Genomic DNA, 15718 nt, shown 5'->3' with positions numbered 1-15718 from the left:
GCGCGACTAACTATGCGAATTCTGGCTATCGATACCGCCACGGAAGCCTGCTCGGCTGCTCTGTGGAATGATGGCAACACCTGTGCCCACTTCGAGCTTTGTCCACGGGAACATACTCAACGTATCCTGCCCATCGTGCAGGATATTCTCACTGAAGGCGGCGTAAGCCTGACCGACCTCGACGCGCTGGCGTTCGGCCGTGGGCCGGGCAGCTTCACCGGCGTGCGTATCGGCATTGGTATCGCACAAGGTCTGGCGCTGGGCGCAGAGCTGCCGATGATCGGCGTATCGACCCTTGCCACCATGGCGCAGGGTGCCTGGCGTAAGCAGGGTGCGACCCGCGTGCTGGCGGCTATCGACGCGCGTATGGGCGAAGTCTACTGGGCTGAATACCAGCGTGATGAAAATGGCGTCTGGCACGGCGAAGAGAGCGAAGCGGTGCTGAAGCCGGAAGCGGTGCAACAGCGTCTGGCTGAACTTAGCGGCGAATGGGCAACCGTCGGCACCGGTTGGGCCGCCTGGCCTGATATGGCGCAGGGCGCTAACGCGACGCTGGTCGACGGCAACGTGACGTTACCGGAAGCTGAAGACATGCTGCCTATCGCCTGTGCCATGCTGGAGCAGGGAAAAACCGTCGCCGTGGATAAAGCGGAACCGGTTTATTTGCGTAACAATGTTGCGTGGAAGAAACTTCCTGGCCGCGAATGAATCTCAGTAGGTAGAGAGCGTAAAAATCAGGAGCAGCATCATGGCAGGTAAAAGTTTTGTGATTCGTGGCGCCGCAGCGGGGCTTATCGCTTTCGCGTTAAGCGGCTGCGTCAGCGTGCCGGATGCCATTCAGGGCAGTAGCCCGACGCCACAGCAGGATCTGGTGCGGGTCATGGCTGCGCCGCAGCTGTATGTGGGCCAGGAGGCCCGCTTTGGCGGGACGGTTGTTGGCATTGAGAACCAGCAGGGGAATACCCGTCTGGAAATCGCCACCGTACCGCTCGACAGCGGCGCGCGTCCTATTCTGGGCGAAGCCTCGCGTGGGCGCATCTATGCTGACGTGAACGGCTTCCTCGACCCGGTCGATTTCCGTGGCCAGCTCGTCACGGTAGTGGGACCGATTGTTGGCGCCGTTGAAGGTAAAGTCGGCACCACCAAATACACTTTCCTGCAGATGAAAGCGACGGGTTACAAACGCTGGCATGTGGCCCAGCAGGTAGTGATGCCGCCGCAGCCTATCGACCCGTGGATGTTTGGTCCGCGCCCCTGGAACTACGGTTACGGCGGCTGGGGATGGTATAACAGCGGCCCCGCTGAAGTCCGGAACGTCGTAACTGAATAAGATCTGATATAAAGCAGACAAAAAAGAAACAGCGGCTAGCCCGCTGTTTCTTCGTTGTAATGGATATAAAAAAAATAAAGAGTGACGCGCTTCGCAACCTTAATTCTGATTAATTCTTAAACTGGTACGCTGAGTTAATATAATGTTAATGAAAGTTTATCATTTGGGGTTGCGATGACGACGAATACGTATTTTAGAGGTGATGCTTTGAAAAAGGTTTGGCTCAACCGTTATCCTGCTGACGTCCCGGCAGAGATCAATCCTGACCGTTATCAATCCCTGGTGGAACTGTTCGAACACTCGGCAACGCGCTTTGCCGACCAGCCTGGCTTCGTCAATATGGGCGAAGTCATGACCTTCCGTAAGCTCGAAGAGCGCAGCCGCGCCTTTGCCGCTTATCTCCAGCACGGGCTGGGGTTGAAGCAGGGCGACCGCGTCGCGCTGATGATGCCTAACCTGCTGCAATACCCGGTCGCGCTGTTTGGCATTCTGCGTGCCGGGATGATCGTGGTGAACGTTAACCCGCTGTACACGCCGCGCGAGCTGGAACACCAGCTGAACGACAGCGGCGCGCAGGCTATCGTGATTGTCTCCAACTTTGCCCATACCCTGGAAAAAGTGGTCGACAAAACCTCGGTGAAACACGTGATCCTGACCCGCATGGGCGACCAGCTTTCCACGGCGAAAGGTACGCTGGTGAACTTCGTGGTCAAATACATCAAACGTCTGGTGCCGAAATATAATCTGCCGGACGCGATTTCGTTCCGCAGCGCGCTGCATAACGGCTACCGCCTGCAGTACGTGAAGCCGGAAGTGAAGGCGGATGACATCGCTTTCCTGCAATATACCGGCGGGACGACAGGCGTGGCGAAAGGGGCGATGCTGACCCACCGCAACATGCTGGCGAACCTCGAGCAGGTGAAAGCAACCTACGGACCGCTGCTGCATGAGGGCAAAGAAGTCGTTATCACCGCGCTGCCGCTGTACCACATTTTCGCGCTGACCATGAACTGCCTGCTGTTTATTGAACTGGGCGGTAAAAATATTCTCATCACCAACCCGCGCGATATTCCGGGGCTGGTGAAAGAACTCGGGAAATACCCGTTCACCGCGATGACCGGGGTGAACACCCTGTTTAACGCGCTGCTGAACAATAAAGAGTTCCAGCAACTGGATTTCTCAACCCTGCACCTCTCCGCCGGTGGCGGGATGCCGGTGAACCACGCGGTAGCCGAGCGCTGGGTCAAGCTGACCGGGCAGTATCTGTTGGAAGGCTACGGCCTGACCGAATGCGCGCCGCTGGTGAGCGTTAACCCGCACGATATCGATTACCACAGCGGCAGCATTGGTCTGCCGGTGCCGTCTACCGACGTGAAGCTCGTCGATGACGACGATAACGAAGTGCCTGTCGGCCAACCGGGTGAGCTGTGCGTAAAAGGACCCCAGGTCATGGAAGGTTACTGGCAGCGTCCTGATGCTACCGCCGAAATCATCAAAGAGGGTTGGCTGCATACCGGCGATATCGCGGTGATGGACGAAGAGGGCTTCCTGCGCATCGTTGACCGTAAAAAAGACATGATTCTGGTCTCCGGTTTCAACGTTTATCCCAACGAAATTGAAGACGTGGTCATGCAGCATACCGGCGTGCTGGAAGTGGCCGCCGTGGGCGTGCCGTCCGGTAACAGCGGTGAAGCGGTGAAGATTTTCGTGGTTAAGAAGGATGAAAGTCTTACCGAAGAGGCGTTGATCACCTTCTGCCGCCGCCAGCTTACCGGCTACAAGGTGCCGAAACTGGTTGAATTTCGGCAGGAATTGCCGAAGTCGAACGTCGGTAAAATTTTGAGACGAGAATTACGTGACGAAGCCCGCGCCAAAGTGGACAATAAGGGATAAGTCACGAGTCATGATGCCAAACGCCAGCTCAGCTGGCGTTTTTTTTGGCGCAATCTAAGAGAGTACGATTTGAACTATCAGATGATCACCACCAACGATGAACTCAGCACCCTGTGCGACGCGGTTCGTCAGACCACCGCCGTCGCGCTGGACACCGAATTTGTTCGCACCCGTACCTATTATCCGCAGCTGGGGCTGATTCAGCTTTTTGACGGCGAACGGACGGCGTTGATTGATCCTCTGAATATTACCGACTGGTCGCCGCTGCAGGCAATTTTACAGGACCGCAACATCACCAAATTCCTGCATGCGGGCAGTGAAGACCTGGAAGTGTTTATGAACACCTTCGGTTCAATGCCGCAGCCGCTGATCGATACCCAGGTGCTGGCAGCCTTCTGCGGCCGCCCTATGTCCTGGGGCTTTGCCCCTATGGTGGCGGAGTATTCCGGCGTTGAGCTGGATAAGAGTGAATCACGCACCGATTGGCTTGCTCGCCCATTGACGGCACGCCAATGCGACTACGCGGCGGCGGACGTCTGGTATCTGCTACCCATCGCCCACAAGCTGATGGCGGAAACCGAACAGGCCGGGCGACTGAACTGGGCGCTCAACGAGTGCCAATTGATGCAGCAGCGCCGCCAGGAAGTGACCGACCCCGCGGACGCCTGGCGCGATATCACCAACGCCTGGCAGTTGCGTACGCGCCAGCTGGCGTGCCTACAGCTGCTGGCAGACTGGCGTCTGCGTAAAGCGCGCGAGCGTGACCTGGCGGTAAATTTTGTGGTCCGTGAAGAGCACCTGTGGAGCGTGGCGCGCTATATGCCGGGCAGCCTGGGTGAACTGGACAGCCTGGGGCTGTCGGGCAGTGAGATTCGCTTCCACGGTAAAACGCTGATTAGCCTCGTGGAGAAAGCGCAGGCGCTGCCGGATGACGCGCTGCCAGAGCCGCTGTTGAACCTGATGGATATGCCGGGCTATCGCAAAGCGTTTAAAGAGATTAAGGCACTGGTGCAGGAAGTGGGACAGGCGAATGACGTCAGTCCTGAAATGCTGGCATCCCGTCGCCAGATTAACCAGTTGCTGAACTGGCACTGGCAGCTGAAGCCACGTACCACGGCACCAGAGATGATCTCCGGCTGGCGCGGTGAATTGCTCTGTGGCGCGCTGGATAAACTGTTGGCGGCGTACCCGCGTTAAGTCTGGTGTTAATTCCCGGGGTCGCATTCGCTCGCCCGGGCTACATGTCACTGCACTGGTAGCCCGGCCGAGTGAAACGACGCCGGGAAAACGAGCTAGATTAAATCACACCCTGAGCCAGCATGGCGTCGGCGACTTTCACGAAGCCAGCGATGTTTGCGCCGCGAACGTAGTTGGTCTGCGCCGCTTCACCACCGTGCTCAACGCAGGCGTGGTGGATATCCAGCATGATGTGGTGCAGACGCGCATCCACTTTCTCCGCTTTCCAGCTCATACGCGCCGCGTTTTGCGCCATTTCCAGACCGGACGTTGCCACGCCACCGGCATTCGCCGCTTTGCCCGGCGCGAACAGGACGCCCGCTTCGAGGAACAGATCGGTTGCTTCGATGGTGGTTGGCATGTTGGCTCCTTCCGCCACGGCTTTCACACCGTTGGCAATCAGCACGCGCGCAGCGTCAACGTCCAGCTCGTTCTGGGTCGCACATGGCAGAGCGATATCCACCGGGACGCTCCACGGCTGCTGGCCTTCCAGATACACCAGACCAAACTCACGTGCGTAATCGGCCACGCGACCGTCGCGGCTGGCTTTGATTTCGCACAGACGCGCCAGCTTCTCGGTGGTGAAGCCCGCTTCATCGACCACGGTACCGCTGGAATCGGAGGCGGTTACGACGCGCGCGCCCAGCTCCATCGCTTTTTCGATAGCATACTGCGCCACGTTACCGGAACCGGAAACCGCGACTCGCATACCTTCAAAGCCCAGCCCATGACGCTTAAGCATCGCTTCAGTAAAGTACACCAGGCCATAGCCGGTGGCTTCAGGGCGAATCAGGCTGCCGCCGAAGGAGAGGCCTTTACCGGTAAACACGCAGGCGGTGTCGTTGGAGAGTTTTTTCATCATCCCGGCCATAAAGCCGACTTCACGGCCACCCACGCCGATATCGCCTGCCGGTACGTCGGTGTCAGAGCCCAGATGACGATAGAGTTCGGTCATCAGAGACTGGCAGAAGCGCATGACTTCGCCTTCGCTTTTGCCTTTTGGATCGAAGTCAGAACCGCCTTTACCGCCGCCCATAGGCAGGGTGGTCAGGGCGTTTTTGAAGGTCTGTTCGAAGCCGAGGAATTTGAGAATAGAGAGGTTTACCGATGGGTGGAAGCGCATTCCCCCTTTGTACGGCCCAATCGCCGAACTGAACTGCACGCGCCATGCGCGGTTAACCTGTACCTGATTGCGGTCGTCTACCCACACGACGCGGAATTGAATAACACGCTCAGGCTCAACTAATCGCTCCAGCAGAGAAAGCTGGCGATAGCGCGGGTTCTGTTCCAGGAACGGCCAGAGGGTTGTCATGACTTCGCGGACAGCCTGAGCAAACTCGGTCTGGTGTGGGTCGCGTTGTTGAACATGAGCCAGGAAGTTATTGAGGGAGCAAACCTGATCCATAAATATAAGCACCTCTTATGGTTGTGATCGTATGTAGTTGTTATGGTTGTGTTTAATAAAGTGGCATTTTTCGACTATATCATTACCTGGCTAACGGATGACAAGTAAATTCCGGGACCAAAATAAAATTAATATTCGGGGTGGGGTCATAACTAAAAGCGATGATGTAAAAAATTTAAGTTAGCCGCGATTTTGGTCGATAGTATTAAGAGATGATTTTTCAGGAGATTAAGGGATGAAAACGTTCTGGATTGCGGGCGCGCTGGCGCTGTTTTGTCATGCGGCGCAGGCCCGGCCTCAGCTGGAAGTCAACGTGCCGCCGGAGGTGTTCAGCAACAGCAACACGACCCAACGGGCGCAGCCGTGCGCCCAGTGCTGTATTTATGAAAATCAGAACTACTCTGAAGGAGCGGTTATCAAAGCGGAAGGCGTACTGTTACAGTGCCAGCGCGATGAAAAAACCATCAGCACGAATCCGCTCGTGTGGCGGCGGGTAAAGCCATAAACGCATGAAGCAACGGTATGTCGGCGGGGGCTAATGCGTAGCTTAAGGCCTCCTGCGGCGTACACCACGCCAGCGCGCTGTGTTCACGGGCGATGATTTCGCCGTCAAAGCGCGGAACGTACCAGGCGTGGAGATGGATAATCCGCCCGGAAACCTCGCGCTGGTGGCTGGCAACGTAACGGGCAGGCCAGGCGTGAATGGCTAACTCTTCGCGCAGTTCGCGTACCAGCGCTTCTGGCTGCGTTTCTCCTGCTTCCACTTTCCCGCCCGCAAACTCCCACAGCCCTGGCTGATCGGCATGAAGTGGGCGCTGGGCGAGCAGAATTTTGCCGTTTTGTTCGATAATGGCGGCAACAACATCAATGGTTTTCAGCATAGCGGTCAAAGACGTGATAAAGGGAATGCCATATTATCGCTGCTTTGTTGTTAGCTAAAGCCTTGCAGGAGTCTCCGGGTGAAAAATAAACAACCCTGGGTGCAGCCGCTCAGTCAGTTACCCCTCAGTTTAAAACCGATCGTTGCCATGCAGCAGAAACATTACGGAAGCGTGTTGAACCCAACCCGCTGGTGGGGGCGAATGCCGCGTTTGTTCTGGTTAGTCGCGCTGTTCGTCGGCTATCTGGAGCGTAAAAAAGCGCGTCTGGACCCTACGCTTCGGGCGCTGCTGATGACCCGCGTTTCCCAACAGTGTGACTGCGCCTTCTGCATTGATGCCAACAGCCTGCGTCTGGCGCAGCGTAGTGGGGCGATGGATAAAGTGCTGGCGCTGGCTGACTGGCACACTTCGACGCTGTTTTCTCCTGCCGAGCGTGCCGCGCTGGGCTATGCGGATGCGGTGACGGCCACGCCGCCGTGCGTCTCTGATGAGCAGAAAAAATCGTTACACCGTCACTTTAACGAGGAACAGATAACCGAGATGACCGCGCTGGTGGCGTTCCAGAATTTGTCTGCCCGCTTTAACGCCGCGCTGGAGATCCCGTCACAAGGGCTGTGCGGCACTGATGGAGACTCACATGCTCGATAAGCATCTGCACCCACGCCTGAAACCGCTGCTCAACCGTGCCGCAAAGGCGTTGGATAGGCCGGGCATCTCCGCGGACGGCATCACGTTAGTGGGCTTTGCTATTGGCGTGATGGCGCTGCCGTTTCTGGCGCTGGGCTGGTACGGTGCGGCGCTGGTGGCGATTGTGGCCAACCGACTGCTCGACGGACTTGATGGCGCGCTGGCCCGGCAACGCGGGCTGACGGATGCCGGGGGCTTTCTCGATATCGCCCTCGATTTTCTGTTCTACGCGCTGGTGCCGTTCGGCTTTATGCTCGCTGACCCGGCAGCGAATGCGCTCGCGGGCGGCTGGCTGCTGTTTGCCTTTATGGGTACCGGCAGCAGCTTTCTGGCGTTTGCGGCGCTGGCGGCGAAGCATCAGATTGATAACCCCGGCTACGCACACAAATCGTTTTATTACCTTGGCGGCTTAACCGAAGGCACCGAGACGATTCTGCTGTTTGTGTTGGGCTGCCTGTTCCCGGCGTGGTTCGCGTGGATGGCGTGGGTGTTTGGCGCGCTGTGCTGGCTGACGACGTTTAATCGGGTATGGGGAGGGTACATGACGCTGAAGAGCCTCCAGCGTCATGAAGAGGCGGATTAGCGAGAGCTGTCCGGGCCGCGGTCGCCGGTGGATACCGGGTTTTTCGGGTTGCTGCTCCACTCGTACCAGCCGCCGTCGTAGACGCTGACGTTCTGCCAGCCCATCGCGCGGGCGTACATAAAGGTCTCAGACGCGCGCCAGCCGGTGCCGCAGTAAAAGGAGACCTGCTGGGTTGGCAGGATATTCCAGGACTTCCACATGGCGGCGATATCATCCGCGCTGCGCATGGTGCCGTCCGGGTTATGGAAATCTTCCATGTGGGTGGAGTCGCTGCCCGCATGCCCCCAACGTGCGCCCGCAATCTCACCTTTTGGCTTAATGTAGCTGTAGCCGCTGGTGGTGCCGATAAATTCCGGCCACGAACGAATGCTGACCAGTGAAGCATCCTGGCGATGCAGCAGACCGCGCGCCTGCTCCATATCCAGCATCAGCTGCGGCTGGCCCGGGATGGTTGCGCCGAAGTCAGGTGCCGGGGTCACGTCTTTAGGCAGGCCGCGCTCAACCGGCAGGCCCGCATCTGACCAGGTTTTCCAGCCGCCGTCCAGCAGACGCACATCTTTCACGCCCGCATACAGCATAATCTGCGCCACGCGCGCCGCGGCGTAGACATCGCGGCCGTACAGGATAACGGTGGTGTCATGGCGGATACCGTGTTTTGCCAGCATCGCTTTGAGCTTATCGTCAGAGACTTTATTCCACAGCGGCTCGCTTTCCACTTCGTTAGTGTCGATATAACCTGCGTTAGGAATATGGCTGACCAGATAGAGCTTTGGCGCGCCCCAGGCGGCTTCAATCACCTTGACGTCGCCCGCAGGTTTCGCCGGAACGTCTTTCCCCTGCTGTAAATCATGCAGCCATTGCGGATAGACCAGTTGCTCAAAGTGCGGCAGCTTTTGCAGACGTTCAGGCTGCTGCAGCGCATCGCTCAGCGTGGAAATATTGCTGAAACCAGCCTGTTTCAGGCGCTTAGCCACAGCTTCGTTGTCTTTGCTGTCGCCATAGAGCGCGATGTCGGTGGTTTTACTCAGCTGATGCTGCTGCGCCCACGCGCTAAGCTGCTCGTTGTTCATTGAGGAGAGCCAGCTTGCGGAGAGGTTTAACGCGCCCGGTTCGTGACCCTGCGGGCCGTTAGCCTGCTGTGGCCAGCCGTTATAGAAAGCGCTCAGGCGCGTATCAATGGCGGTCCCTTTTTGCTGCAGCAGGTGGGTGAAAGTTAAGGTTTTTGCCGTTTCAGCAGCAAAGACAGAGGAGGCGAGGCCAAGGGCAACGGCCAGCGCAGTCAGTTGAGAAACACGTTTCATCAAATCATCCGACGAGGAAAAAAGGAGCATTATTCTGAACCTCCGAGGGGCTAAATACCTTGCGTTAACGCAGTTTTTTCCGCGTCAGCGGAATGCGGTAAGCTGTAAACAGGTCGCGTGAGTGGGAACATCATCCGGGTCGTGAGTCACCTGTACGACCGGGATCTGCTGCTGGCGAAGTTCATCGAAAACCCATTGGCGAAAATTGTCGCGTAATGTTTTATCAAGACGGCTAAAGGGCTCATCCAGCAGCAGTGCGTCGGGCTCCGCCAGCAGGGCGCGAAGCAGCGCCACCCGGGCGCGCTGACCACCGGAGAGCGTCGCCGGGTCGCGATGATAAAAACCGCCTAGTTCAACATGCGCCAATGCCTGCTCAACGCGGTCGCGGCGCGCTTTCCGTACAACGGTTGCCGGTAGCGCCAGCTGGAGATTTTGCCCAACGCTCAGGTTGTCAAAGAGCAACGCATCCTGGAATAACACGCCGATACGGCGTTTCTCGGTTGGCAGCGTGTCGCAGCGTTGCCCGTTAAGCCACAGCTCACCCTGGGCGCGGAAGGCACCATCCAGCGCACCCACCATCCATGAAAATAGCGTCGATTTCCCACAGCCCGACGGCCCCATGAGCGTGACTATCTCGCCGGGTTGCGTGGTGAAATGGAGGTCGCGCAGTAATGGCTGCCCGTTGAGCGAGAGCGTGAGATTTTTAACCTGCAACATTAACGTAATCCTCGACGATAATGGCCGATGCGGCGCGCCAGCAGCGCGGTGAATAAAAAGAACCCCATCGGCAGGAGGAGTTGCCACAGCGCCTGCGCCGCGAGTGATCCGGTCACGCCGCCGCTGCTGAGTGCGACGGCTTCGGTGGTGAGCGTGGGGACGCGGCCCCCGCCGAGCCACTGCGTCGGCAGGTACTGTGCGATGCTGACGGAAAAGCCTACGGCCAGCGCGGAGAGGAGAGGCCGGATAATCAGCGGACATTTCAGACGCAGGAATATTCGTCTGCGCCCCCAACCCAGCGTTCTTGCCAGCAGTATCTGACGGGTATCTATCTGTCGCCAGGCGGGGTGTAGCACGAAAAGCATCCACGGTACCACCCACAGCAGATGCCCCCACAGTACCGTCGCGAATTGCCCGTCCAGCCAGCCATAAAGCGCCAATTGATATTGCCCTGCCGCCAGTGGCAGCGCGGGGAGCAGCAACGGCAGCGTCAGCCAAATCGGCATGGATGAAGACCCCCATTCGAGCCATAGCAGGCAGACCCCGGCACCGATTAACGCCGACAGCAGCGCCAGACCAAGGCTGTTAGTGAACGTGTCAGTATCGGGAAGCGTCGCATGGGCGAACCAGGCCAGACACAAGGTGCAGAACAGTCCGCTGAACGGCAGCAGGGTACCGATAACTCGCCCCGGCAGCAGTGGGAAATCAGGGCATCGGATACCCGCGGGAAGTGGTTCGCGCGCTTGCCATCTTGACCAGAGTAGCTTGCAGACACCGGCTATAACGGCCAGCAGCGCCAGTAACAGCAGGCAGGCCAGGCCGCCTTTGGCCCGATCGTCCGGGTCGGCAGAATTGAGCCATTGCCAGGCGAGTACGGCAAGCGTTGGCGGGTTGCCGGGGCCGATAATGGCGGCCACATCCACCACGGAGAGCGTCCATGCCGTGGTCGCCAGTAGCGCGACTTTTAACGCAGGGGCCAGCGTGGGCAAGATGACATGAGTAAGACATTGCCCGCGCCCATAGCCCAGGCTCTTAAACACCACGACCTGTTCCGCCAGCCGTCGTTCACCGAGCAGCCCCCAGCATACCCACAGCAAAAAACCGCTCTCTTTCACTGCCAGAACCAGCCCCAGCCCGATGCCATAGCGATCCTGAACCGGTTGGATAACGGGTATCAGGCGATAAAGCGCGCCGCCTTCGGCAAACAGGATCAGGGCGCAGGTGGCAAAAGCGACGTGTGGCAGAGCCAGCAGCAAGGGAAGGCGAGAAGCCAGCCGCTGCCAGCCGGTTGAGGGCCAAAGGGTGGCGATAACAAGCAGCGCCAGACATAGCGCACCCCCCACACCGAGCAGGGTGGAAACCAGCGTAGCCGTGAGGGCTTGTACCAGTTGCGGGTCATTGAGCAGCGACTGCCAGTGGGCGAACGAAAATGCAGGCATCGCCATGATGCCTGCGGCAGGAATCAGGGGCAGATAGATAATCAGCATCATGCCCCAGCAGAGTAGCGTTAGTGCGTACCGTAGCGGCGCAGCCATTCCTGCTCCAGCGCATTGACCCAGGCCGCGTGCGGCTCAGCCAGCACCTGCGGTGTATGTTCCGGGATGAGCGATTGCAGCGTTTTTTGCTGTGCTTCACTCAGTTTTTGCGGAGCAAGTACGCTTGGGTCGCCCCATATTGCCGGGTCCGCTTTACGAAGCTGGGCTTCAGGCGACAGCAGGAAATTCGCTACCACCTGCGCTCCCGCGCTCGCGGACGCATTCGCCGGGATAGTCACAAAGTGAACGTTGCCGAGCATACCGTTTGGGAAGCCAAAGCTGTAGCTGTCCTTCGGCAGTTCACCTTTTGCCACCTTCTGTTTGGCGTGCATCGGGTTAAACGTCAGCGAAAGGCGTAGCGTGCCGTTGCTCAGCATGGTGTCCATTCGCGCTGGCGATGGCGGGAAATCTTTGCCGTTACGCCACAGGAAGGGGTGCAGTTTATCAAGGTAGGCCCACAGCGGCGCGGTAACGGTCGCGAACGTTTTCGCCTCAGGCGGCTGTTTTAGTGCTTCGGGCTGAGCGGTGAGGTTAATCAACAGCTGTTCCAGGAGCGCGGTACCGGTGAAGTCCGGCGGGCGCGGATAGGTCACCGTGCCAGGATGGGCTTTGGCAAATTCGAGCAGCGCCTGCGCCGAGTCTGGCGGCTGCGGCGTTTGCTGCTGGCGGGCGATAAAGGTCAGCTGCGCGCTGCCCCACGGTGACTCCGCGCCTTCCACGGGCACGGAAAAATCTTCCAAAACGGGTTTGCTGACATCCACATAGCGCCAGTTCGGCAACTGCTCCGCCCAGCCGGTGCGCAGCAGGTTGGCCTCTTTCAGCGCGCGGAAGTTTTCGCCGTTGACCCACAGCAAGTCGACCGAGCCGTTGGTTTTACGCCCGGCCTGCGCCTCAGTTTGAATACGCTTCACGGTGTCTGCGGCATCGGCAATATGGACGATACGCAGGTTAATGGCGTAATCGCGTTTTACCTCCGCGCTGACCCAATCAAGGTAGTGGTTCACCGCTTCATCGCCGCCCCAGGCGTTAAACCAGACGGTCTGGCCTTTGGCTTCGCTCTCAACCTGTTGCCAGCTTTGCGCGTGGGCCATGAAGGGGCTCAGCGCCAGCATACTAAGACCGAGCAGGCTATTGCGCAGGCGATGTGTTTCTCCGTAGTCACGCATCATGAATTCCTCTTTTGTCGTTCGTGGTAGACCGTCTTAGCGACAACGATAACGATAGTCAGTGCAAATAAAATAAATAGCCCGGTGATAAACCAGTAGGTGCCTCCGGTCAGCAGGCTGCCCACCCATGAATAGACGAGGGTGGCGGGAAGCTGGCCGATGCCGGTGGCGATAAAAAAGTGGCGAAAGCGCAGTGACGTCAGCCCGGCGGCGTAGCTCACCGGGTCGAACGGGACGAAGGGCAGCAGGCGACAGATCAAAATGGTGTGCTTGCCATAGCGCTCAAAAAAGCCGTCGATACTCTTAAGCACCGTTTTCCCCGTCAGCTTCTCGACCGCGCCGCGCCCCATCAGCCGCGCGATGTAGAAGCACAGTGCAGCACCGGCCATCGAACTGGTCCACGAGAGCACCGCGCCCCAGAACGCGCCGAACAGCGACGCGTTAGCGAAGGTGATAAGAAAAGCGGGCAGCGGGGCGGCGACGGCCTGAAAAATCATTAGCACAAATGAGACGGCGGCGGCCTGTGAGCCGTAGGAGTGAATGAACCGTTCAATGCCCTGTTGGTCGACGCTGAGAAACGCGGCCAGGCTCTGGTCGACAAAATCCTTCACGCCTGGAATACACCACCAGGCGAGCAGCAGCGTGATACCTGCAACGATAAGCAGTAGACGGAAAAGCAGCGTGGTGCGGCGCGGCGGCATCAGCGCTGCTCTCCGGAGAGGTCCACGCGCTTATGCCGGGCATAGCGTCTGGCGGCCTGTACCAGCGCAAATAGCGTGAGTCCGGCGAGGCTCAGTTTGAGGATAAACGTCGGCGTCAGGCCGTGTGTCGACAGTTCGCTTGCCATCAGCGTATAAATAAAAATGCCCGGTAGTGTGGTGAGCGCGGAAATCAGGGTGTAGGGCCAGAACGGGATAGCGGTCAGACCGTAGGCGTAGTTTTGAATGTTGTACGGAAAGAGTGGGATTAGCCGGGTCAGAATTAAAAAGTCGATGCCGCTGCGGGCGATGCCGCGTTCTATGGCCTGAAAGGTGGACGTATGCCCGACGTATTTTACCAGCAGCGCGCGTCCGAGCCAGCGGGCGAGCAGGAAGGAGAGCGCGGAGGCGATGGTGGCGGCAATGAGCGAAAGCAGTGTGCCGAGCCACGGGCCGAAGGCTATACCGCCGACGAGCACGAGTACGCTGCCGGGCAGCAGGCAGACCGTGGCGAGAATGAACAGGGCGATGTAGATGGCGTAGCCGAGCGTGCCGCTTTGGTGTACGAGCGTTTGCAGGTGACGGATGTTGGTGACCAGTTCAGTCAGGCCGAAAGTGTGGGTCAGGATAACCAGGAGGCTGATGACAGCGACGATGAGCAGGAGCTTAGCGGCTGTGGGGTAGTGACTTCTTTTGCATGAGGTCCTCCTGGCGGGAAGAAAAAGTGCGCGCGACGGTATTATAGATTAGTGGTCACTGCAAGATTTTAGCGTTGGTTTATTGATTTTGCTCAGAATTTTTTGGTCGGAAAAGTGGTTTTCCGGTTGGGTGCGGGATTCCGTTCACGTTGCGTTTTGTAGAATATGGCGCTTCTTCATCTGTGAACGGGTTAAGGGGAGCTTGCCGCGCTCCCCTTAACAATCCCCGCGGCCCCGCAGGGAAATCGGTGCTTCGCACTACGCTCGCCTACGACTCCAGCCTGCGGCACGGCGAAACTCGACATCCTGTCTCGGTTCGCCTCAGTCCGCCATCCCTGGCGTCCTGACCTTGTCTTCCGTGCTACGGCTCGCCGATTTCCAGCGGGGACTCATCGGTTTCAGTGACATTCGTGTGTTTTTTTTGTCGTTAACTTAAAGACCGCACGGTTTTTGGTGGCGTCTAAATCGCCGAAGCGTTTCCCGTAGGCCGGGTCAGCCCACAGGGATGTGGGCTGAGGGCGTGGTTCACAGGGATGTGAACTCACGCCCGACCCGAAGCCGGAGGGAATAAGCTGAGGGAACCGCGCAGCGGCGATTTTGCCGCCAGAGCCCGGGGGTGCAGGGGGCGGCGGCGATTGGCCGCCCCTTGCGCGCTCCCTGCGCCCGCACAATTTATATGGCTAACATTGGAAGGGAGCGCAACAGGGCACTGAACCTAACGAAATCCAACGAAACGTAATGAGCCTACTTAAACGTCGCCCACACTGGCGCATGATCCGAAGGCTTCTCCATCCCACGGATCTCATAATCAATCCCCGTCTCCACGCAGCGCGCCGCCAACGGTTGGCTCGCCAACAGCAAATCGATACGCAGCCCACGGTTATCGTCAAACCCCTTAGAGCGGTAGTCAAACCACGAGAAACGATCGTTAGTCTCCGGATTCGCATTACGGAATGTATCCACCAGACCCCAACCCAGCAGACGCTGCATCCACTCACGCTCTTCCGGCAGGAACGAACACTTGCCGGTGCGCAGCCAGCGTTTGCGGCTGTCTTCGCCAATCCCGATATCGAGATCGGTCGGGCTGATGTTCATATCACCCATAATCAGCACCGGGTTCTCTTTGCTCAGTCGGGTTTCCAGATAGTCCTGCAAATCCTGATAAAACTTAGTTTTCGCCGGGAATTTGGTTTCATGATCACGGCTTTCCCCCTGTGGGAAATAGCCGTTCATCACCGTCACGTTACCAAACGGCGATGGGACTTCAGCGATGATCAGACGACGCTGCGCTTCGGGATCGTCGGTCGGGAAACCTCGGTGTACCGCAATCGGCTCGGCTTTGGTCAGCAGCGCCACACCGTAGTGGCCTTTTTGTCCATGGTAGAAGACGTGGTAACCGAGTTTAGCCACGTCTTCCAGCGGAAACATGTCGTCGTGAACTTTTGTCTCCTGCAGGCCAATCACATCAGGTTGATGCTTTTCAACGATGGCTTGCAGTTGATGAGGGCGGGCGCGCAGGCCGTTGATATTAAAAGAGACAAATTTCATAGTCGGAGTCACTTTACCTGGTGAATTGTGACGGGATAGT

Annotated in this window: 17 protein-coding genes; 8 read left to right on the top strand and 9 right to left on the bottom strand. The window is 58.1% G+C overall.

Features of this window, described 5'->3' with window-relative positions; genetic code table 11:
• The first annotated feature begins 12 nt into the window (after positions 1-12).
• From tsaB to rnd, 4 genes are all read left to right on the top strand, one after another.
• A complete protein-coding gene (gene tsaB / locus ACH1XZ_RS07260) occupies positions 13-708 on the top strand; it encodes a tRNA (adenosine(37)-N6)-threonylcarbamoyltransferase complex dimerization subunit type 1 TsaB (protein ID WP_395594985.1) in 696 nt (231 codons plus the stop codon).
• 40 nt (positions 709-748) lie between these two features.
• Positions 749-1330 carry a Slp/YeaY family lipoprotein gene (locus tag ACH1XZ_RS07255; RefSeq protein ID WP_395594984.1) on the top strand — a complete coding sequence of 194 codons (582 nt, stop codon included), beginning with the start codon at positions 749-751 and terminating at the stop codon, positions 1328-1330.
• Between the two features lie 207 nt (positions 1331-1537).
• A complete protein-coding gene (gene fadD, locus ACH1XZ_RS07250) occupies positions 1538-3223 on the top strand; it encodes a long-chain-fatty-acid--CoA ligase FadD (protein WP_395594983.1) in 1686 nt (561 codons plus the stop codon).
• An 81-nt stretch (positions 3224-3304) separates the two neighbouring features.
• Positions 3305-4420 carry a ribonuclease D gene (rnd, locus tag ACH1XZ_RS07245; RefSeq protein ID WP_395595568.1) on the top strand — a complete coding sequence of 372 codons (1116 nt, stop codon included), beginning with the start codon at positions 3305-3307 and terminating at the stop codon, positions 4418-4420.
• Positions 4421-4520: 100 nt separating this feature from the next.
• Here rnd and gdhA read toward each other — a convergent pair whose 3' ends face one another.
• On the bottom strand, positions 4521-5864 hold the full coding sequence (gene gdhA / locus ACH1XZ_RS07240) for an NADP-specific glutamate dehydrogenase (protein ID WP_035895378.1): 1344 nt from the start codon (positions 5862-5864) through the stop codon (positions 4521-4523).
• Between the two features lie 235 nt (positions 5865-6099).
• On the opposite strand from gdhA, the gene ACH1XZ_RS07235 reads away from it, so the two are divergent.
• On the top strand, positions 6100-6369 hold the full coding sequence (locus ACH1XZ_RS07235) for a YnjH family protein (RefSeq protein ID WP_248537209.1): 270 nt from the start codon (positions 6100-6102) through the stop codon (positions 6367-6369).
• On the opposite strand, the gene ACH1XZ_RS07230 is transcribed toward ACH1XZ_RS07235, so the two are convergent.
• Positions 6329-6745 (bottom strand): pyrimidine (deoxy)nucleoside triphosphate diphosphatase, encoded by a 417-nt coding sequence (locus ACH1XZ_RS07230; RefSeq protein ID WP_395594982.1) that lies wholly within the window; start codon positions 6743-6745, stop codon positions 6329-6331. The genes ACH1XZ_RS07235 and ACH1XZ_RS07230 overlap by 41 nt on opposite strands.
• 78 nt (positions 6746-6823) lie before the next feature.
• On the opposite strand from ACH1XZ_RS07230, the gene ACH1XZ_RS07225 reads away from it, so the two are divergent.
• Complete coding sequence (locus ACH1XZ_RS07225; RefSeq protein ID WP_395594981.1) at positions 6824-7393, top strand: carboxymuconolactone decarboxylase family protein; 570 nt, start codon at positions 6824-6826, stop codon at positions 7391-7393.
• A complete protein-coding gene (locus ACH1XZ_RS07220) occupies positions 7383-8015 on the top strand; it encodes a CDP-alcohol phosphatidyltransferase family protein (RefSeq protein ID WP_395594980.1) in 633 nt (210 codons plus the stop codon). Before ACH1XZ_RS07225 ends, ACH1XZ_RS07220 begins: the two co-directional genes overlap by 11 nt.
• Here ACH1XZ_RS07220 and ACH1XZ_RS07215 read toward each other — a convergent pair.
• The 6 genes from ACH1XZ_RS07215 to ACH1XZ_RS07190 form a co-directional block, all read right to left on the bottom strand.
• Entirely contained in the window at positions 8012-9316 is a 1305-nt protein-coding gene (locus ACH1XZ_RS07215; RefSeq protein ID WP_395594979.1) for a rhodanese-like domain-containing protein, read from the bottom strand. The two genes, ACH1XZ_RS07220 and ACH1XZ_RS07215, sit on opposite strands and share 4 nt — an antisense overlap.
• 84 nt (positions 9317-9400) lie before the next feature.
• The gene (locus ACH1XZ_RS07210) at positions 9401-10033 is read right to left on the bottom strand and encodes an ATP-binding cassette domain-containing protein (protein WP_395594978.1); all 633 of its coding nucleotides are present in this window, start codon (positions 10031-10033) and stop codon (positions 9401-9403) included.
• On the bottom strand, positions 10033-11568 hold the full coding sequence (locus tag ACH1XZ_RS07205) for an ABC transporter permease subunit (RefSeq protein WP_395594977.1): 1536 nt from the start codon (positions 11566-11568) through the stop codon (positions 10033-10035). The genes ACH1XZ_RS07210 and ACH1XZ_RS07205 overlap by 1 nt, the downstream gene beginning before the upstream one ends.
• Positions 11541-12707: an ABC transporter substrate-binding protein gene (locus ACH1XZ_RS07200; protein ID WP_395595567.1), complete on the bottom strand. Its 1167-nt coding sequence runs from the start codon at positions 12705-12707 to the stop codon at positions 11541-11543. Before ACH1XZ_RS07200 ends, ACH1XZ_RS07205 begins: the two co-directional genes overlap by 28 nt.
• A 26-nt stretch (positions 12708-12733) precedes the next feature.
• Positions 12734-13435 (bottom strand): TVP38/TMEM64 family protein, encoded by a 702-nt coding sequence (locus ACH1XZ_RS07195; RefSeq protein ID WP_395594976.1) that lies wholly within the window; start codon positions 13433-13435, stop codon positions 12734-12736.
• On the bottom strand, positions 13435-14058 hold the full coding sequence (locus ACH1XZ_RS07190; RefSeq protein WP_395595566.1) for a TVP38/TMEM64 family protein: 624 nt from the start codon (positions 14056-14058) through the stop codon (positions 13435-13437). Before ACH1XZ_RS07190 ends, ACH1XZ_RS07195 begins: the two co-directional genes overlap by 1 nt.
• Here ACH1XZ_RS07190 and ACH1XZ_RS07185 point away from each other — a divergent pair.
• Complete coding sequence (locus ACH1XZ_RS07185) at positions 13993-14133, top strand: hypothetical protein (protein ID WP_395594975.1); 141 nt, start codon at positions 13993-13995, stop codon at positions 14131-14133. The two genes, ACH1XZ_RS07190 and ACH1XZ_RS07185, sit on opposite strands and share 66 nt — an antisense overlap.
• A 741-nt stretch (positions 14134-14874) precedes the next feature.
• On the opposite strand, the gene xthA is transcribed toward ACH1XZ_RS07185, so the two are convergent.
• Positions 14875-15678 carry an exodeoxyribonuclease III gene (xthA, locus tag ACH1XZ_RS07180; protein WP_395594974.1) on the bottom strand — a complete coding sequence of 268 codons (804 nt, stop codon included), beginning with the start codon at positions 15676-15678 and terminating at the stop codon, positions 14875-14877.
• Between the last annotated feature and the right edge of the window lie 40 nt (positions 15679-15718).

This window comes from Kluyvera chengduensis, from assembly GCF_044197065.1.
Taxonomy (GTDB): domain Bacteria; phylum Pseudomonadota; class Gammaproteobacteria; order Enterobacterales; family Enterobacteriaceae; genus Kluyvera; species Kluyvera ascorbata_C.
This window is presented reverse-complemented; position numbering and strand designations above follow the sequence as displayed.